An 18,908-nucleotide genomic window follows, 5' to 3' on the forward strand; every position below is an offset into this window, starting at 1 on the left:
TCCTCGGCAGACGACCGCCTCGGCGTCCGATCAGCGGGTGAGCAGCGCGACGACCTCGAAGTGATGGGAGTGCGGGAACAGGTCGAAGCCGCGCATCGTCCCGACCTTCCACCCGTGTTCGCGGAAGGTTCCGAGGTCGCGGGCCAGGGCGACCGGGTCGCAGGCCACGTACGCGATGGCGTCGGGAGACAGGCGGTGGAGGGCATCGACGACGGCGCGACCGGCTCCTGCGCGGGGCGGGTCGAGGACGACGGCGCCGGCCGTGGCGGTCGGCGGGAGAGCCGCGAGATAGCGATCGACCCGGGCGGTGACGGCATTGACGTCGAGCGGCGCCAGGTTCTGCTGCGCGTGCCCGGTCGCCCTCCTGCTGGACTCCACGGTGACGATGTCCGTGCCGCCGAGGTCGGCGAGGGTGGCGGCGAACAGCCCGACCCCTCCGTACAGGTCGAGGTGCGTCGCCGACGGATCGACGTGGTCGTCGAGCAGACCGTAGACAGCGGCATCCAGCACCGACGCCGCACGCGGATGCACCTGCCAGAACCCGCCCGCATCGACCTGGAAGCGTCGATCTCCGATCTGCTCGTAGACGACCTCGGGCTTCGGGCGACGCCCCTGCCCGCGGGCAGGCCGACCTTCGACGCGGTCGCGACGGATGATGCGCACCTCGCCGTCGCCCGGCTCGACGAGGTCGATGCTCCCCGGCGCCTCGTCGGCGAGGGCGAGCGCCGCCTCGGCGATCGACGGCCGGGCAAGGGGGTGCGATGCGACGGGGATCACCCGGTGACTGCGCGCGGCGTAGGGACCGACCGTGCCCTCGTCATCGACGTGCAGGGTGACGCGGGTCCGCCAGCCCGTGCCGTCGGAGGAGTCCACCGCCTCGATCTGCGGAGCCTCGAGCCCGGGACCGGCGAAGCGGTCGAGGGCCTCGGTGAGCACCTGCCGCTTGAGCACCCGCTGGTGAGCGAGATCGATGTGGCCGAGGTCGGCACCGCCGGCGCGGTCCGCGGGATCGCGCGACACGTCGGCATCCGCCCAGACGTGCGGGCGCCGGTGGGGTGACGCCTCGAGGACCTCGACGGTCTCGGCGCGCCAGAAGCTCTTGGAGTCGTCGGTCGAATCGGCGGTGAGGCGCGCGCGCACCCTCTCGCCGGGCACCGCGTCGGACACGAACACCACACGTCCTTCGTGGCGCGCGATGAAGGTACCGCCGTGCGCGATGCCGGTGATGTCGAGATCGAGCAGTGCCGGGGAGGAAGTCATCCTTCGAGGATACGGTGGTGGACATGCGCGTCTGCCTGGCCTCCACCTCCCCCGCCCGCCTCATGCTGCTCCGTCAGGCGGGGATCGAGCCCGTCACGCAGTCCCCCGACGTGGATGAGGACGCCGTGGCGGCGGCCGCGGCGGCCGCACGCGGTGCGGAGCTGGCCCCCGAGGAGCTGGTCCTCCTCCTCGCGAGGGCGAAGGCCGCGGACGTCGCGCACCGACTCGCGGACGAGGGCTCGTTCGACGGCATCGTCATCGGCGGCGACTCGATGTTCGCACTGGGCGGCCGCGTCTACGGCAAGCCCTACACGCCGGAGGAGGCCACGAGGCGCTGGCACGAGATGCGCGGAGCGACCGGCATCCTGCATTCGGGCCACTCGGTCTTCAGGGTCGCGCCCGGCGAGCCGCTCGTCGAGGCGACCGCGACGGCCGAGGCCGCCGTCACCTTCGCCGACGACATCACCGACGCCGAGCTCGCCGCCTACGTCGCGTCGGGTGAGCCGCTCCTCGTCGCGGGCGCCTTCACCGTCGACAGTCTCGGCGGCGCCTTCATCACCCGGGTCGACGGCGACCCGTCGACGGTCGTCGGGATGTCGCTCTCGACCGTCCGGCGCCTGGCCGCCGAACTCGGCGTCACCTGGACCGACCTCTGGTCGTAGACTCCCGTCGACGTTTCGACCTCTTTCTTGTGGAGGGTCGTCAAAAAGATCGAGGGGCTTCTCGCTAGGCTGGCAACCATGCCTGATATCGCCAAGGTGCTCATCGCCAACCGCGGCGAGATCGCCGTCCGCATCATCCGCGCCGCTCGCGACTCCGGGATCGCGTCTGTCGCGGTCTACGCCGACCAGGACCGGGATGCACTGCACACCCGCCTCGCCGACGAGGCGTTCGCCCTCGGGGGCGCGACCAGCGCCGAGACCTATCTCCAGATCGAGAAGATCCTCTCGATCGCCCGTCGGGCCGGCGCGGATGCCGTGCACCCGGGCTACGGATTCCTCGCCGAGAACGCGGAGTTCGCCCGCGCCGTCATCGGCGCCGGCATGACCTGGATCGGCCCCTCCCCCGAGGCCATCGAGGCTCTGGGCGACAAGGTCACCGCACGTCACGTCGCCGAGAAGGTCGGCGCCCCGCTCGCTCCCGGCACGCCCGGCCCGGTCGCCGGCGCCGACGAGGTCGTCGCCTTCGCGCAGGAGTTCGGTCTGCCGATCGCCATCAAGGCGGCATACGGCGGCGGCGGTCGCGGCCTGAAGGTCGCTCGCGAGCTCGACGAGGTCGCCGAGCTCTTCGAGTCCGCCACCCGTGAAGCCGTCGCGGCATTCGGCCGTGGGGAGTGCTTCGTCGAGAAGTACCTCGACAAGCCGCGGCACGTCGAGACCCAGTGCCTGGCGGATGCCGAGGGCAACGTCGTCGTCATCTCCACTCGCGACTGCTCGCTGCAGCGCCGCCACCAGAAGCTCGTCGAGGAGGCGCCGGCGCCGTACCTCACAGACGAGCAGAACGCCCAGCTGTACTCCGCCTCGAAGGCGATCCTCAAGGAGGTCGGGTACGTCGGCGCCGGCACCTGCGAGTTCCTCATCGGCGCCGACGGCACCGTGTCGTTCCTCGAGGTCAACACCCGCCTGCAGGTCGAGCACCCGGTCTCCGAGGAGGTCACCGGCATCGATCTGGTGCGCGAGCAGTTCCGCATCGCCGCGGGCGGCACCATCGACTACGACGACCCCGCGCCGACCGGACACTCCATCGAGTTCCGCATCAACGGCGAGGACCCCGGACGCGGCTTCCTCCCCCAGCCGGGACCCATCCACGTCTTCAAGACCTTCGGCGGCCCCGGCATCCGCCTCGACTCCGGTGTCACCGCCGGCGACTCGGTCTCGGGCGCGTTCGATTCGCTGCTCGCGAAGATCATCGTGACGGGCAAGGACCGCGCCGAGGCGCTCGAGCGCTCGCGTCGGGCGCTGAACGAGTTCGAGGTCGCGGGCCTGCCCACCGTCCTGCCCTTCCACCGCAAGGTCGTGAACGACCCGGCCTTCACCGCCGAGAACGGCGAGTTCGGCGTCTTCACCCGCTGGATCGAGACGGAGTTCGTCAACGACATCCCGGCGTGGGACGGCGAGCTCGAGTCGCCGTCTGCGTCCGAGAACCGTCACACCGTCGTCGTGGAGGTGGGCGGCAAGCGCCTCGAGGTCAGCCTCCCCGACCGCGTCGCCGTCGCACCGGGCACGGCCGGCCGCCCCGCCGCGGTTCCGCCGTCCCGCCGCAGCCACTCGACATCCGTCAGCGCCGGAGCATCGGGTGACGCCGTGAAGTCCCCGATGCAGGCCACCGTCGTCAAGGTCGCGGTCGAAGAGGGGCAGCAGGTCGTCAAGGGCGACCTGGTCGTCGTGCTCGAGGCCATGAAGATGGAGCAGCCGCTGCAGGCGCACAAGGACGGCGTCGTCGGCAGCATCAACGCCGAGGCCGGAGCCACGGTCTCCGCCGGTCACCAGCTGCTCACCATCAGCTGACACGATCCCGGATACGACGAAGGCGCCCTGCGGATGCGGGGCGCCTTCGTCGTATCGACGGGATGCCGTCAGCTGATGTTCGCGTTGACGAGGTGCATCGCGCGGCTCGCGTCGGTGATGCTGCTCGACAGCGACGGGTAGGCGGCGAAGACCCGCGACACCTGGTCGACGGTGAGACGGCGCTCGACGGCGACGGCGATCGGGTAGATCAGCTCGGACGCCTTCGGTGCGACGATCACGCCGCCGATGACGGTGCCCGACCCCTTGCGGGCGATCAGCTTCACGAAGCCGTCCTTGATGCCCATCATCTTCGCGCGCGGGTTCGCCGCGAGCGGCAGCTTGTAGACGAGTCCGTCGGCCACGCCGTCCTCGACGTCCTTCTCCGAGTAGCCGACGGTCGCGATCTCCGGGGCCGTGAAGATGTTCGACGTGATCTTGATCAGCTCGAGGGGGATCACGATGTCGCCGAGCGCGTGGAACACGGCCGTGCGGCCCTGCATCGACGCGACCGAGGCGAGCGGGAAGAAGTTCGTGCAGTCGCCGACGGCGTAGACGTTCGGCACCGAGGTGCGCGCCACGCGGTTGACCCGCACGTGGCCGGTCTCGTTGAGCTCGACGCCCGCGTCCTCCAGGCCGATGCCCGCGGTGTTCGGGATGGAGCCGACGGCCATGAGGCAGTGGCTGCCGTCGACCGTGCGGCCGTCCGACAGGGTCACCGTCACGCCGGCGTCGGTCACCTCGACCTTCTCTGCACGCGCCTTGGAGAGCACCTGCATGCCGCCGCGCTTGAACACCTTCTCGAGCACGTGAGCGGCATCCTGGTCCTCACCGGGCAGCACCTGCTCACGGCTCGAGACCAGGGTCACCTTCGCGCCGAGGTTCATGTAGGCCGAGGCGAACTCCGCGCCGGTCACACCCGAGCCGACGACGATGAGGTGCTCGGGCAGCGCCTTCATGTCGTAGAGCTGCGTCCAGGTGAGGATCCGCTTGCCGTCGGGCTTGGCCGAGTCGAGCTCGCGCGGCGACGCGCCCACCGCGACGATGATCGTGTCGGCCTCGATGCGGTCGAAGTCCGTTCCGCCCTGGCCGGTCGACACGACGATCGCGTTCGGCCCCTCGAGTCGTCCGTGTCCGGAGAGGATGCGCACGCCCGCGTCGAGGAGTGCGGAGCGCATGTCCTCCGACTGCTGCCCCGCCAGCGCGACGAGACGCTTGTTCACCGCGGCCAGGTTGATGGCGATCTCGGGCTTGAGAGGCTTGCCCTTCTCGCCCTTGGCGTAGAACTGCACTCCCAGATCGGAGGCCTCGGAGATCGCGACGGCGGCGTCGGCCGTGGCGATGAGGCTCTTCGACGGCACGACGTCGGTGAGGACGGCCGCCCCGCCGACGCCGACGCGCTCGACCAGGGTCACCTCGGCTCCGAGCTGGGCGGCCGCGATGGCCGCCTCGTAGCCGCCGGGACCGCCGCCGAGGACGGCGACGCGCTGAGTGCGCTCAAAAGGGGTGGAAGACATGCTTCCCATTCTTCCGCAATCCTGGCCCCCGAGCCTGCACCTTCCTAGAGTGGATCCATGTCCGAAACACACAGCAACCCTCTCGACGACCCGAACGCGAACCCGTTCGAGGTCGCAGCCGACGCAGCCGCGGACATCGCGCGCCTGACCGGAGTCGAGAACCACGACATCGCCCTCACGCTCGGCAGCGGCTGGGGCAAGGCCGCCGACATCATCGGCGAGACGGTCGCGACGGTCCCCGCCACCGAGGTGACCGGCTTCTCCAAGCCGGCTCTCGAAGGACACGTCGGCACCCTGCGCAGCATCCGCACCGCCGACGGCAAGAACGTGCTCGTCATCGGTGCCCGCACGCACTACTACGAGGGCCACGGCGTACGCCGCGTCGTCCACTCCGTCCGCACCGCCGCGGCGACGGGCGCCAAGATCATGGTCCTCACGAACGGCGCCGGAGGCGTGCGCGAGACCTGGACGCCGGGCCAGCCGGTGCTGATCAGCGACCACATCAACCTCACGGCGGACTCTCCGCTCGAGGGCGCGACCTTCATCGACCTCACCGACCTCTACGCGAAGCGCCTGCGCGATATCGCCCGCAGCGTCGACCCCGGCCTCGACGAGGGCGTGTACACGCAGTTCCGCGGCCCGCACTACGAGACGCCTGCCGAGGTGCAGATGGCGAAGCACATCGGCGGCCACATCGTGGGCATGTCGACGGCGCTCGAGGCGATCGCCGCCCGAGAGGCGGGCATGGAGATCCTCGGGTTCTCGCTCATCACGAACCTCGCCGCCGGCATCCAGAAGACGCCGCTCAGCCATGCCGAGGTCATCGAGGCCGGACGCGACGCCGAGCCCGTGATCTCGGCACTCCTCGCGCGAGTGGTCGAGGCGCTGTGAGCGACGAGCGGCTCGCCCAGGCGCGCGCCTGGATGCGTCAGGACCCCGACCCCGAGACCCGTGACGAGCTCGCCGGGCTCATCACGCGCGCGGCGGGCGGCGAGGAGCAGGCTGTCGCCGAGCTCGATGATCGCTTCGGCGCTCGACTCGCCTTCGGCACCGCCGGACTCCGTGGGGCGCTCGGAGCCGGCAGCAACCGCATGAACCGTGTGCTCGTCGCGCAGGCCGCCGCCGGATTCGCGGCCTACCTGCGCGAGCGGGCCGGCGACCGTGTCCCCACGGTCGTGGTCGGCTACGACGGCCGCCGCAACTCCCGCACCTTCGCGACCGACTCCGCCGAGCTCTTCGCCGGCGCGGGCCTGCGCGCCATCCTGCTCCCCCGCCTCCTGCCGACCCCGGTGCTCGCGTTCGCCGTCCGCCATCTCGGCGCGGATGCCGGGGTGATGGTGACGGCGTCGCACAACCCGCCCAACGACAACGGCTACAAGGTGTATCTCGGAGGAGACGACCAGGGGTCGCAAATCGTCGCACCGGCGGATGCCGAGATCGCGGCGCACATCCAGCACGTCGCCGACACGGGCGACGTGTCCGCCCTTCCGCGCTCGACCGCGTACGAGACCGCCGGCGAGGACGTCGTCGAGGCGTACGTCTCGGCGACTGCGGCGGTGGCTCCCGCCCCGGAGTCGGCGTCCGGCCTCCGCTGGGTCTACACCGCGATGCACGGCGTCGGGTGGGAGACGCTGTCGAAGATCGTCGCGGCGGCGGGCTACCCGCAGCCGATGGTCGTCGGCGAGCAGCTGACACCCGACGCGACCTTCCGCACCGTGTCCTTCCCGAACCCCGAGGAGCCGGGGGCGATGGATCTGTCCTTCGCCCGCGGCCGCCGCGTGCAGGCGGACTTCATCCTCGCGAACGACCCCGACGCCGACCGCCTCGCGGTCGCGATCCCCGATGCGTCGTCGGAGAGCGGATGGCGGCGCCTCACGGGCAACGAGGTCGGGCTGCTGCTCGGCGCCCGCGCCGCACGCGCCGCGGCGGGCACCCCGGGAGCAGCACTCGCCTGCTCATTGGTCTCCTCCCCCGGGCTCCGCGCGGTCGCACAGCATCACGGTCTCGACTTCCACGAGACGCTCACCGGCTTCAAGTGGATCTCACGTGCTCCCGGGATCGTGTTCGGCTTCGAGGAGGCCCTCGGCTACCTCGTGAACCCCGAGACCGTGCGCGACAAGGACGGCATCTCGGCCGCGGTCGCGATCCTCGGTCTGGCCGCCGAGGCCCACGCGCGCCACGCGACCCTCGCCGACCTCATCGCCGAGCTCGGCGACACCTACGGTCACTTCGCCAGCGGACAGGTGTCCGTGCGCGTCGACGACCTCTCGGTGATCGGTCGGGTGATGCTGTCGCTGCGCACGCTCCCGCCGGCGCACTTCGGCTCCCACACCATCGCATCCGCGGAGGACCTCCTGCACGCGGAGCCCGGCCGGCCGTCGGGCGACGTGCTGCGCCACCGTCTCGCCGACGGCTCGCGCATCATCGTGCGGCCCAGCGGCACCGAGCCGAAGCTCAAGGTGTACATCGATGCCGCGGCGGAGTCCGCGGAGCGCGCCACCGCCGCCGTCGGAGAACTCGAGGCCGCCGTGCGCGCGCTGCTGGAAGAGCGCTCGTAGTCGTCATGCCGCGGAGACACGTCGTGATCAGCGCTCACAACGGGGTGCATGCGCGCCCCGTCGCGGAGCTCGTGCGGCTCGTCCAGGCGCATCCGCACGCCGTGACGCTGCAGACGTCGAGCGGCGCGGTCGTGGACCTCAGCAGCGTGCTCGCGCTCATGGACCTCGGCCTCGCCGCCGGCGACGCGGTGGTGCTCGAGACCTCGGAGTCGGAGGACGCCGAGGCGGTGCTCGACACGCTGGCCGGCGTCCTCGACCCCCGGCGCTGACACTCCGATCCGCGAAGAACGCGGGATCCGGCGGGCGTCAGCCGTCGATGACGGCGACGAGCTCGTCGAGGAACGACTCGAACGTCGACCCGCGGCGGACGATGCGCTGCACGCTGTCGCGCTCGCTGAACACCTCGACGAGCTGCTCGAACACGGTCTGGAACGCAGCGCGGTCGCTCTCGCTGAACGCGGCGAGCGCCACGACCTGCACGCGCCCCTCGCCCCAGGCGGCGGATCCGTCGGCGACGCCGATCGCGATGGCCGTCCTGCTCGCGGTCATCTGGAGGGCGTGCGGCACGGCGAGGGCATCCGTGAACGCGGTGGAGGACATCCGCTCGCGCACGATCGTGTTCTCGACGTAGTCCTCGCCGATGAGACCGACCCGCACGAGCAGGCCGCCCAGTCGGCGGATGATGGCCTCCTCGCCCTCATCCGGGAGCGGGTGGACGAAGGCGTCGGCGTGGAAGTAGCGCGCCAGCTCACCGCGCAGACGGGTGAGGCGTCGCGTGCGCCGCACCCGGGCCGCCGCCTGCTGGATGCGGTCGACGTCGGCATCCGTGAGGAAAGGCTGGATGCGCACGAAGCGGTCGCCCGTCGCCGGTTCGATCGTGCTGAGGACCAGGTCGGTCTCGAACGACGCCCAGTCCGGGTCGACGTTCGTGACGACGCTCGTCACCTCGATCGAGGTGCCGAGCGAGCGGTCGACACTGGATCGCAGCAGCTCGTGGAGCTCGTAGTACCCGGGGCAGACGATGGTCGCGGTGAGGATCGACTCGGCCTTGCGGCTGCGTTCGAGCCGACCGCCGACGTGCATCGCGATGTAGGCGATCTCGTCGTCGTGGATCGGGGTGCCGAGCCGGTCGTGCAGCCCGCTCGCGATCGACACCGCCACCTCGAAGATCATCGGATACGTCGTCTTGAGCGAGCGGGTGAGCGGATTGCGCGTGAGCCCGCTCTCCTCGGCGCGGCGCAGCAGGTTCTGCACGTGCAGCGCGAGCCTCAGCACGAAGGTCTCGTCGACGAGGTCGACCTGGAAGTCCTCGGCGGCGCGAGCGAGCTCGGCGCGCACGGCCTGCTCCACCGCGGGATCCACTCCGCTTCTCGCGACCTCGCGCGTCGCGTCCTCGCCCGGTGCCACGATGCGCGTGAGCACGAGGGAGGCGAGGTGCCCGCTGTCGCCCTCGCCGAGCGACACCGAGAAGTGCTCTTCGGCGAGGCGTGCGATGACGGCGCCCACCCGTGGGATCTCCTGGCGGGCGCCCGCGGGAGCCGCCTCCAGCGAGTGCCCGGCCGCCACGCGGTCGGCTGCGATCGCGATGTGCAGGAGCACGTCGGAGATCGCGAGCTCGTTGACGTAGTACCCGAGCTCGCCGAGTTCGCGCACGAGCTCCGACTTGAACGGCCCGACGGCGTGCGCTGCGACGGCGCTTCCGGCGAGAGCGCGCCGGAACGTCTCGGGGTGGAAGGATGCGGCATCCATCTCGTCGTGCGCGAGCCTGCTGAGCAGGCGTCGCTGCGCCGCCTCGCCACCGGTCAGGCGCACGATCTCCCGATCACGGGTCAGCACGAGGTCGCCCCCCTCGAGCAGGACGCGTACCCTGGAGAGATCGGCCTCGAGCGTGGCCTCGCTCACGTGCAGCCTCTCGGCCATCTCGAACACGTCCACGCCGTCGGGGACGTCCAGCAGCGTGCGGACGAGCGCGTGCAGACGGTCGCGAGGTGCCGACTCGCCGCCCTGACGCCTGCGCAACGCGTCGCGCGCGCCCGCACCTGCCCGATAGCCCGCCGGGCCCGACTCGACGGCATCCGCGCCGGACGTGCGCGCGTTCAGGGCCGCGACATACGAACGGATGCTGCGCGGCGTCACGCCGAGCTGGTCGGCAAGACTCGCGGCCGTCGCCCACGTGCCCCGGCGCAGGAGGGTGGAGAGGAGCTGGTCCTGGCGCTGACGCGACATGTTCCTCCCCGCTCCCCCGTGCCGACTGCACTGTCCCGACGTGTCTTCCATGATGTCAGGTACCGGGAGTCGCCGCTCCGAAACGGACGTTCCGCAGGGGCGGAAAGGAACCTGGTGGCACAGAGCCCCGTCCTTTCCCAGACTGTTCTCAGGAAAGGTGGCATCGATGAGGATCCTCGTGGTGTGCGGCGCAGGGGCGTCGAGCACGTTCGTCGCGCAACGACTTCGGCGCGCGGCATCGGACGCCGGTCTCGACTGGGACGCGGCCGCCGGCATGGAGAGCTCCGTCTCGGGCGCCGACCACGATCTGATCCTCGTCGGCCCTCATCTGGCCGACCGCCTCGAGGCCATCCGCGGCGCCGTTCCCATTCCCGTCGCCGTCCTCCCCGAGGACGTCTTCGCGGACAGGGACGGCACTCGCACCCTGGCTCTCGCCCGCTCGGTGATCGCCGACGCCTGGAACACCCCGAAAGGAACATCATGACCGTCTCCCGCACCGTCCGCATCGGTTCGTCCCATGGCCTGCACGCCCGCCCCGCGAAGCTGTTCGCGCAGGCCGCGAAGGACTCCGGGATCGCCGTGACGATCGCGAAGGACTCGGGCAAGGCCGTCAACGCGGCCAGCATCCTCGGCGTCATCGCACTGGCCATCGAGCACGGCGACTACGTCACCCTGACCGCAGACGGCGACGGCGCAGAAGGCGTGCTCGACACGCTCACCGAACTGCTGACGACCGACCACGACCAGGACACGGCATGAGCGAACTGCGAGGAGTCGGTATCGGCCTCGGCGTCGCCCAGGGGCCGGTCGTCCGTATGACCGAGGCACTGCTCGCGCCGGAGAACACGGCGAGCACGCAGGGCCCGGACGCCGAGCGCGCGCGGGTCCGGGAGGCGGTCGCGGCCGTCGCCCAGGAGCTCACCGCCCGCGGAGAGAAGGCGGGCGGCTCGGCGCAGGAGGTGCTCGAGGCGCAGGCGATGATCGCCGAGGACCCGACGCTTCAGGACGAGGTGGACACGAGGATCGACGCCGGGTCGACCGCGGAGTGGGCCGTGCACGACGCGTTCGCCGGCTTCCGGGCGACGCTCGAGGCCGTCGGCGGCTACCTCGGCGAGCGCGCGGCCGACCTCGACGACATCGCGCAGCGCGTGCTGGCCCGGCTGCGGGGCGTCGAAGCACCCGGCGTGCCCGACCCCGGGCATCCGTTCGTGCTCGTCGCGCGCGACCTGGCCCCTGCGGACACCGCACTGCTGAACCTCGACCAGGTGCTCGCGCTCGTCACGTTCGACGGCGGACCGACCTCGCACACCGCCATCCTCGCCAGGGAGAAGGGCATCGTCGCCATCGTCGGCGCGGCCTCGGCATCAGACCTCGACACCGGGCGTCACGTCATCGTCGACGCCGCTGCGGGCATCGTGACCCTGGACCCGAGCGACGACGAGAAGGAGCGCGCGGAGCAGCGCGCCGCCGAGCGACGCTCCGCCGACTCCGCACCGCTCACCCCCGGCGCCCTCGCCGACGGCACGCTGATACCGCTGCTGGCGAATCTGGGGAAACCTGCAGACGCATCCGATGCCGTCGAACGCGGGGCCGAGGGCGTCGGGCTCTTCCGCACGGAGTTCCTGTTCCTTTCGTCGGCCCAGGCGCCGACGGTCGAGCAGCAGCGGGCCTCGTACAGCGAGCTCCTCGCCGCCTTCCCCGGCAAGAAGGTCGTCGTGCGGATGCTCGATGCCGGCGCCGACAAGCCGCTGGCCTTCCTCAACGACGCCCACGAGGAGAACCCGGCCCTGGGCCTGCGCGGCCTCCGTGCGCTGCGCGCCAGCGAGGACATCCTGCGGGAGCAGCTCACGGCGCTCGCCGAGGCGGATGCCGCGACCGACGCCGACCTGTGGGTCATGGCGCCGATGGTGGCGACCGTCGAGGAGACGGAGTACTTCACCTCCCTCGCCCGCGAATACGGGCTGAAGACCGCGGGCGTCATGGTGGAGGTCCCCTCGAGCGCCCTGCTCGCCGACCGGGTGCTCGCGCACGCCGACTTCGCCTCCATCGGCACGAACGACCTCACGCAGTACACGATGGCGGCCGATCGCCTCCTGGGCTCCGTCGCCGGCTTCCAGGATCCCTGGCACCCGGCCGTGCTGCGCCTCGTGCGCGAGGTGGGCGCCGCCGGAGCGCGCCTCGGCAAGCCGGTCGGGATCTGCGGCGAGGCCGCAGCCGACCCGATGCTCGCCGTCGTGCTCGTGGGCCTCGGCGCGACGAGCCTGTCGATGGCGCCGTCGGCGCTTGCGGACGTGCGCCAGACCCTGTCCACCCGAACCCTCGACGAGGCCCGACACCTCGCCGAACTCGCACTGGCGGCCGACGACGCCGCCGGTGCACGCCTCGCCGTGGCCGACGCCACAGCAACCCTTCCCCCTCACCAGAAAGAGACGACATCATGACGACGACGTCACCGGCCGCCACGAAGGCAGGCGGCCTCCGAACGGGCGTGCAGCGCTTCGGCACGTTCCTGTCCGGAATGATCATGCCCAACATCGCCGCGTTCATCGCGTGGGGATTCATCACCATGCTGTTCATCCCGGCCGGGTTCTTCGGATCGAACAGCCCGTTCGGCTGGCACTGGGCCGGGGTCGCCGAGATCATCGGCGGCGGCGGCGACTCGGGCGTCGTCGGATGGCAGGGTGCCATGACCTCGGTGGCCGAGGGCGCCGACGGCAACATCCTCGCCTACGTGGGCCTGGTCGGTCCGATGGTCACGTACCTCCTGCCGCTGCTCATCGCCAACACGGCGGGGCGCATGGTCTACGGCGAGCGCGGCGGCGTCGTCGCCACGATCGCGACCATGGGTGTCATCGTGGGCACCAACATCCCGATGTTCCTCGGCGCCATGATCATGGGTCCGCTCGCGGCCTGGATCACGAAGCAGATGGACAGGCTATGGGACGGCAAGATCCGCCCCGGCTTCGAGATGCTGGTGAACAACTTCTCCGCCGGCATCCTCGGCATGGTCCTCGCCATCCTCGGGTTCTTCGCCTTCGGTCCGGTCATGCTCGGCATCAGCGCCGTCCTCGGCGGCGCCGTCGACTGGCTCGTCGCGCTGAACCTGCTGCCTCTCGTGTCGATCATCGTCGAGCCCGCCAAGGTGCTGTTCCTGAACAACGCCATCAACCACGGCGTGTTCACGCCGCTCGGAATCGAGCAGGCCGCGGAGACCGGCAAGTCGATCCTGTTCCTCATCGAGGCGAACCCCGGCCCGGGTCTCGGTCTGCTCCTCGCGTTCACCTTCTTCGGTGTCGGGGCGGCGAAGGCCTCCGCTCCGGGCGCGGCGATCATCCAGTTCTTCGGTGGCATCCACGAGATCTACTTCCCGTACGCGCTCAGCAAGCCCACCACGATCCTCGCGCTCATCGCGGGTGGTGCGGCCGGCGTCACCACGAACATGGTCCTCGGCGGCGGTCTCGCCTTCCCGGCGGCCCCCGGCAGCATCATCGCCGTCACCGCGGCAGCCGTCGGCCCCGGCGTCGCGAACCTGCTGGTCGTGTACCTCTCGGTGGTCATCGCCGCGGTCGTCACGTTCCTCATCACCGGTGTCATCCTGCGGGCGTCGCGCAAGCGCGACCTCGCTGCAGAGGGAGACAGCTTCGGCGACGCGATCGCGCAGACCGAGGCGAACAAGGGCAAGTCCTCCGCCGCCATGGATGCGCTGCGGGCCTCGTCCGGCGCGGGTGCGGCCAACGCCGCTGCAGGCACCGGTGCCGGCACCGCTGTCGCCACCGACCGCCGCATCTCGAACATCGTGTTCGCGTGCGACGCCGGCATGGGCTCGTCGGCCATGGGCGCCAGCGTCCTGCGGAACAAGTTCAAGAAGGCCGACATCGACGGCATCGTGGTGACCAACCAGGCGATCGCGAACCTCGACGGCACGGCCGACCTCGTGATCACGCAGCAGCAGCTGACGGATCGCGCGAAGGCGCAGTCGCCGAACTCGCTCCACGTGTCCGTCGACAACTTCATGAACTCTCCGAAGTACGAAGAGGTCGTCGAGATGGTGCGCGAACAGCGCGAATCCGGCGCGTGACAGACCAGGCGGGGCGGATGCCACGGCATCCGCCCCGCCTCCACACCCTCAGAAAGGAATCACCATGAGCGTTCTCACCCTCGGCCAGGTCCGCATCCACGCGGGCTCGACCACCCAGGAGGCGGCCCTCCAGGAGGCCACCGACATCCTCGTCACCGCCGGCGCCGTCACACCCGCGTACGTCGATGCCATGCGTCAGCGCGAGGAGACCGTGTCGACGTACATGGGCAACGGTCTGGCGATCCCCCACGGCACGAACGATGCGAAGGACGCGATCCTCGGCTCCGCCCTCTCCGTCGTGCGCTACGACGGAGGCGTCGACTGGGCCGGCGAGTCCGCGACGTTCGTGGTCGGCATCGCGGGCCGCGGCGACGAGCACCTGGAGATCCTGTCGCAGATCGCGATCCTCTTCTCCGATGAGGACGACGTCGCGAAGCTCAACGCCGCGCAGACGCCGGAGGAGCTGTTCGCACTCCTGTCGGCCGTGAACGAGTGATGGCCGGGGACCGGACGATGAAGGCGGTGCATTTCGGCGCGGGCAACATCGGCCGCGGCTTCGTCGGGCTCCTGCTGCGGGAGGGCGGCTACGAGGTGGTGTTCTCGGACGTCGCGGACGCTCTGGTGGACGCCATCAACGCGGCGGACTCCTACACCGTGCGCGAGGCGGGCCCCGGAGGACGCAATCATGTGGTCACCGGCTTCCGCGCCGTGAACAGCAGGACCGATCCCGACGCCGTCGCCGAGGAGGTCGCCACCGCCGATGTCGTGACGACCGCCGTGGGCCCGACCGTCCTGCGGTTCGTCGCGCCGACCGTGGTCGCGGGCCTTCGACTGCGCTCCCCCGAGGCCGCGCCCCTGCAGGTGATGGCCTGCGAGAACGCCATCGGCGCGACCGACACCCTGCGGGCCGAGATCGAGGAGGCGGCAGGGTCGGATGCCGAGGAGCTGCTGTCACGTGCGGTCTTCGCGAACACCGCGGTCGACCGCATCGTGCCGGCGCAGCCCGACGGGTCCGGCGTCGACGTCACCGTCGAGCCGTACTTCGAATGGGCCATCGAGTCGCGGGCGTTCGGCGACGAGCTGCCGAACATCCCCGGAGCGCACTTCGTCGACGACCTGGCGCCGTACATCGAGCGCAAGCTGTTCACGGTGAACACGGGCCACGCCGCCACCGCGTACTTCGGGGCCAGGGCGGGTGTCGAGCGCATCTCGGACGCCCTCGCCGACCCCGATATCGCCGCTCGCGTGTCGGCCGCCCTCGAGGAGACCTCGGCGGTCCTCGTGTCCGAGCACGGTCTCGATCCGGCCGAGCTCGCCGAGTACCGCGCGAAGATCCTCGACCGGTTCCGCAACCCCGAGCTCATCGACACCGTCCAGCGCGTCGGGCGACAGCCTCTGCGCAAGATCTCCCGCCACGAGCGCTTCATCGGCCCGGCGGCGATGGCGGCCGAGCGCGGCCTCTCGACGATCGCGCTGATCGGGGCGGTGACCGCCGCCCTCGAGTTCGAGGATCCCGACGACGAGCAGGCCGTCGAGCTGCAGGAGCGCCTGCGCACCGAGGACGCTGTGGACTTCACCACCGCTGCGACGGGGCTGGATCCGGAGCATCCGCTCTTCCCCGCGGTCCGCGACGCCGTGGTGTCTCGCCAGACGGCGCTGCGCGCCTCCTGACCCCGCGCCACCGCATCCGACCGCGAAGCGACGCCCCCTGCCGATACGATCGGCAGGGGGCTTTGTGGTGGCACGACGACGTGCGGGGAGCAGCATGAGCAGATACGCGGTGATCGGAGCGGGACCCTCGGGCCTCGCCGCGGCGAGAGCCCTGACCGCGCGCGGGATCGACCTCGACGGGTACGAGGCCTCGCACGGCGTCGGAGGTCTCTGGGACATCGCGAATCCCCGGAGCACGATGTACGAGTCGGCTCACCTCATCTCCTCGCGGACGACCACCGAATTCGCCGAATTCCCGATGCGCTCGACCGTCGACTACCCCGGGCACCGCGCGCTGCTGCAGTACTTCCGGCAGTACTCCGATCACTTCGGGCTGACCGAGGTCTTCCGGTTCGGCACGACCGTGACGCGCCTCGAGCCGCGCGACGGCGGCTGGGACGTGACATCCGAAGGCCCCGACGGCACGCAGACCCGCTGGTACGCCGGTGCGGTGCTCGCCAACGGCACTCTCGCCGAACCGAACATCCCGACGTTCTCGGGAGAGTTCTCGGGCGAACTGCTGCACACCCGGTCCTACAGGTCGGCGTCGCAGCTCTCGGGCGCGCGCGTCCTCGTCGTCGGTGGCGGCAACTCAGGGTGCGACATCGCCGTCGACGCCGTGCATCATGCAGCGTCCGTCGACATGAGCGTGCGCCGCGGGTACCACTTCGTGCCGCGATACCTGTTCGGGCGCCCGAGCGACACGCTGAATCAGGGGCGCCCCCTCCCCCCGCGCCTGAAGCAGGCGATCGACAGCCGCGTGCTGCGGGCGTTCACAGGCGACCCCGTGCGATTCGGCTTCCCGACGCCGGACCACCGGATCTACGAGTCGCATCCGGTCGTGAACACCGCGGTCCTCGGACACATCGGGCAGGGCGATCTGCGTGTCCGCCCCGACATCGAGCGGTTCGACGGCCAGACGGTGCGGTTCCGCGACGGATCCTCCGACGACTACGACCTCGTGCTGCTCGCCACGGGGTACCGGCTCGACTATCCGTTCGTCGACCGGGAGCATCTGCAGTGGCGGGGTGCAGCGCCTCGGCTCTTCCTCCACATCTTCCCCGCATCCTTCAACGGCCTCTTCGTCATGGGGATGGTCGAGGCGTCGGGCATCGGCTGGCAGGGACGTTACGAGCAGGCAGAGCTGCTCGCGAGCTATCTGGATGCGGTCGAGACGGATCCCGCGCGAGCGGCGAGGTTCCGTCAGCGGGTCGTGGGCGCTCCCTGGCCCGACCTCACCGGCGGATACCGCTATCTCGGGCTCGACCGCATGGCGTACTACGTCAACAAGGACGCCTACCGCGGGGCGGTGCGGCGAGAGGTCCGGGGGCTCGCGTCCGCCGTCGTGTGACGCCGCGCTGCGAAGGTCGCTCACATGTGCGCGCCGTACGGTGGAGGCGTGCAGAAGAAGCGTGGGCGTCGCGTCCTCAAGATCATCGGCTGGAGTCTCGTCGCGGTCCTCGTTCTCGGAATCGGCGGCATCGTCGCCTGGAGCCAGATCGGCGTCATGCAGGCCGAGCCCGAGCCGCTCGCCGAGGTGCGCGCGAACACCGAGATCCAGATCGCGGACACCGACCAGGGCATCGTGATGACGCCGGCGGACGGCGACTCCGAGCTCGGTCTGGTCTTCGTCCCCGGCGCGAAGGTCGACCCCTGGGCCTACGCGCCGATCCTGCAGAGCCTCGCAGAGGAGGGGATCACCGTCGTGATCACCCGTCCCTGGCTGAACCTCGCCTTCTTCGACCTGCGGGGGCTCGATTCCTTCACGTCCGCCGCGCCCGACATCGAGGACTGGGGCGTGGGAGGGCATTCGCTCGGGGGCGTGCGTGCCTGTCAGCTCGCGGCGGATGCCGAGGCGCTGCTGCTGCTCGGCTCGTACTGCTCCACGGACGTCTCGGAGAGCGACCTCGCGGTGCTGAGCATCTCGGGCAGCGAGGACGGGCTCTCCACTCCCGAGAAGATCGATGCCGCGCGCGACCTGCTTCCGAGCGACGCCGAGATGGTGCAGATCGAAGGCGCCTCGCACGCGTCCTTCGGCGACTACGGCCCGCAGGCCGGCGACGGGACCCCCACGATCTCCGACGACGAGATGCACGCCGAGGTCGCGGAGATCATGAGCGCGTTCGTCACGGAGCTCCAGCGCGGCTGACGGCGCCCCGCGACTCGTGCTCGTCGCTAGTCGCTCAGCGCCTCGGCGAGCAGCGGATGCAGGTGCGTGCTGCCGAGTGCGATCGACGCCGAACGTGCACCCGCGGTGAGCGCCTCGGGGACGTCCAGCCCTGCGAGACGCGCGTCGAGCACCCCGGCGAAGAACGCGTCGCCGGCGCCGTTGGTGTCGACGACCTCGACCGGCACCGCCGCGACCCGATGCACGACGCCGTCGGCATCGACGGCCACAGCGCCGTCGGCTCCCAGCGTGCAGACCGCAAGGCCCGCGCCGCGCCCGATGCACTCTCGGAGGAACGCCTCGGGGTCGGGCAGCCGGTCGGCGTTGCAGAACACGGCGTCTGCGGCGTCGAGGAACGGGCGATGGAAGTCGGCCTCGCCGTCGTAGTCGTGCACGTCCACCCAGATCGGTCGGCCCGTGGCCCAGGCGGCGGGCAGCAGACGCAGCGGCTCGGCCGCGAGGTCCAGCACGATGGCGTCGGCGCCCGACATCGCGGCGACGAGGTCGTCGTCGCCGTCGCCGTCCGCCCGGTCGCTCGCGGTCGCGGACGGCATGGAGAGGTAGAGCGACACCCGCTCCCCGCGGCGAGTCATGAGGTTGAGATGCCGTTCGGTCGCATCCGCCCGCTGCCACCGCACCGAGACGCCTGCGGCCTCGAGAGCACGGCGAACGCGATCGCCGGCCTCGTCGTCGGCGCGCCAGGCGTAGAGCAGGTTCTCACGTCCGAGCGCCGTCAGGGCCAGCGCCTTCCCGGCGCTCGTGCCGCCGACCGTCTCCCATGTCCCCTCGGCGAACTGCATGTGCGGAACGGGCTCCGGCAGCCGGTCGAGCACCACGATGGAGTTCCAGGACGCGGGGCCGGCGATGAAGACGGATGCGGTCATGGAT

At 70.8% G+C, this 18,908-nt stretch carries 17 protein-coding genes; 13 read left to right on the top strand and 4 right to left on the bottom strand.

What is annotated here, in order from left to right:
- Positions 1-30: 30 nt before the first annotated feature.
- Entirely contained in the window at positions 31-1,260 is a 1,230-nt protein-coding gene (locus BN2660_RS00380; RefSeq protein WP_091225836.1) for a class I SAM-dependent RNA methyltransferase, read from the bottom strand.
- Positions 1,261-1,283: 23 nt separating this feature from the next.
- Between BN2660_RS00380 and BN2660_RS00385 the strand changes: the two genes are divergently transcribed.
- Positions 1,284-1,922: a Maf family protein gene (locus tag BN2660_RS00385; RefSeq protein ID WP_091226188.1), complete on the top strand. Its 639-nt coding sequence runs from the start codon at positions 1,284-1,286 to the stop codon at positions 1,920-1,922.
- Positions 1,923-2,000: 78 nt separating this feature from the next.
- Entirely contained in the window at positions 2,001-3,767 is a 1,767-nt protein-coding gene (locus tag BN2660_RS00390; RefSeq protein ID WP_091225839.1) for an acetyl/propionyl/methylcrotonyl-CoA carboxylase subunit alpha, read from the top strand.
- 68 nt (positions 3,768-3,835) lie between these two features.
- Here BN2660_RS00390 and BN2660_RS00395 read toward each other — a convergent pair whose 3' ends face one another.
- Positions 3,836-5,290, bottom strand: a complete 1,455-nt coding sequence (locus BN2660_RS00395) for an NAD(P)H-quinone dehydrogenase (RefSeq protein ID WP_176697032.1) — start codon at positions 5,288-5,290, stop codon at positions 3,836-3,838.
- A 48-nt stretch (positions 5,291-5,338) separates the two neighbouring features.
- Between BN2660_RS00395 and BN2660_RS00400 the strand changes: the two genes are divergently transcribed.
- The 3 genes from BN2660_RS00400 to BN2660_RS00410 are packed head-to-tail and all read left to right on the top strand — an operon-like array spanning position 5,339 to position 8,108.
- On the top strand, positions 5,339-6,172 hold the full coding sequence (locus BN2660_RS00400; protein WP_091225841.1) for a purine-nucleoside phosphorylase: 834 nt from the start codon (positions 5,339-5,341) through the stop codon (positions 6,170-6,172).
- Complete coding sequence (locus tag BN2660_RS00405; RefSeq protein WP_255304861.1) at positions 6,169-7,839, top strand: phospho-sugar mutase; 1,671 nt, start codon at positions 6,169-6,171, stop codon at positions 7,837-7,839. Before BN2660_RS00400 ends, BN2660_RS00405 begins: the two co-directional genes overlap by 4 nt.
- A 5-nt stretch (positions 7,840-7,844) precedes the next feature.
- A complete protein-coding gene (locus tag BN2660_RS00410; RefSeq protein WP_091225844.1) occupies positions 7,845-8,108 on the top strand; it encodes an HPr family phosphocarrier protein in 264 nt (87 codons plus the stop codon).
- A 37-nt stretch (positions 8,109-8,145) separates the two neighbouring features.
- Here BN2660_RS00410 and BN2660_RS00415 read toward each other — a convergent pair whose 3' ends face one another.
- Entirely contained in the window at positions 8,146-10,065 is a 1,920-nt protein-coding gene (locus tag BN2660_RS00415) for a BglG family transcription antiterminator (RefSeq protein WP_091225846.1), read from the bottom strand.
- A gap of 166 nt (positions 10,066-10,231) precedes the next feature.
- On the opposite strand from BN2660_RS00415, the gene BN2660_RS00420 reads away from it, so the two are divergent.
- The 8 genes from BN2660_RS00420 (at position 10,232) to BN2660_RS00455 (ending at position 18,002) form a co-directional block, all read left to right on the top strand.
- Positions 10,232-10,549 carry a PTS sugar transporter subunit IIB gene (locus tag BN2660_RS00420; RefSeq protein WP_091226196.1) on the top strand — a complete coding sequence of 106 codons (318 nt, stop codon included), beginning with the start codon at positions 10,232-10,234 and terminating at the stop codon, positions 10,547-10,549.
- Complete coding sequence (locus tag BN2660_RS00425) at positions 10,546-10,824, top strand: HPr family phosphocarrier protein (protein ID WP_091225848.1); 279 nt, start codon at positions 10,546-10,548, stop codon at positions 10,822-10,824. Before BN2660_RS00420 ends, BN2660_RS00425 begins: the two co-directional genes overlap by 4 nt.
- Positions 10,821-12,506, top strand: coding sequence for a phosphoenolpyruvate--protein phosphotransferase (gene ptsP / locus BN2660_RS00430; protein WP_091225851.1), 1,686 nt, complete (start codon positions 10,821-10,823; stop codon positions 12,504-12,506). Before BN2660_RS00425 ends, ptsP begins: the two co-directional genes overlap by 4 nt.
- Positions 12,503-14,143 carry a PTS mannitol transporter subunit IIBC gene (locus tag BN2660_RS00435; RefSeq protein WP_091225854.1) on the top strand — a complete coding sequence of 547 codons (1,641 nt, stop codon included), beginning with the start codon at positions 12,503-12,505 and terminating at the stop codon, positions 14,141-14,143. Before ptsP ends, BN2660_RS00435 begins: the two co-directional genes overlap by 4 nt.
- Before the next feature lie 64 nt (positions 14,144-14,207).
- The gene (locus BN2660_RS00440; RefSeq protein WP_091225857.1) at positions 14,208-14,639 is read left to right on the top strand and encodes a PTS mannitol transporter subunit IIA; all 432 of its coding nucleotides are present in this window, start codon (positions 14,208-14,210) and stop codon (positions 14,637-14,639) included.
- Between the two features lie 17 nt (positions 14,640-14,656).
- Positions 14,657-15,814: a mannitol-1-phosphate 5-dehydrogenase gene (locus BN2660_RS00445; protein WP_091226198.1), complete on the top strand. Its 1,158-nt coding sequence runs from the start codon at positions 14,657-14,659 to the stop codon at positions 15,812-15,814.
- A gap of 94 nt (positions 15,815-15,908) precedes the next feature.
- A complete protein-coding gene (locus BN2660_RS00450; protein WP_091225860.1) occupies positions 15,909-17,204 on the top strand; it encodes a flavin-containing monooxygenase in 1,296 nt (431 codons plus the stop codon).
- 48 nt (positions 17,205-17,252) lie between these two features.
- Positions 17,253-18,002: an alpha/beta hydrolase gene (locus BN2660_RS00455; protein WP_255304868.1), complete on the top strand. Its 750-nt coding sequence runs from the start codon at positions 17,253-17,255 to the stop codon at positions 18,000-18,002.
- Between the two features lie 26 nt (positions 18,003-18,028).
- On the opposite strand, the gene BN2660_RS00460 is transcribed toward BN2660_RS00455, so the two are convergent.
- Positions 18,029-18,904 carry a carbohydrate kinase family protein gene (locus BN2660_RS00460; protein ID WP_091225864.1) on the bottom strand — a complete coding sequence of 292 codons (876 nt, stop codon included), beginning with the start codon at positions 18,902-18,904 and terminating at the stop codon, positions 18,029-18,031.
- Between the last annotated feature and the right edge of the window lie 4 nt (positions 18,905-18,908).

It is taken from the genome of Microbacterium sp. 3J1, assembly GCF_001049495.1.
Classification (GTDB): Bacteria; Actinomycetota; Actinomycetes; order Actinomycetales; family Microbacteriaceae; genus Microbacterium.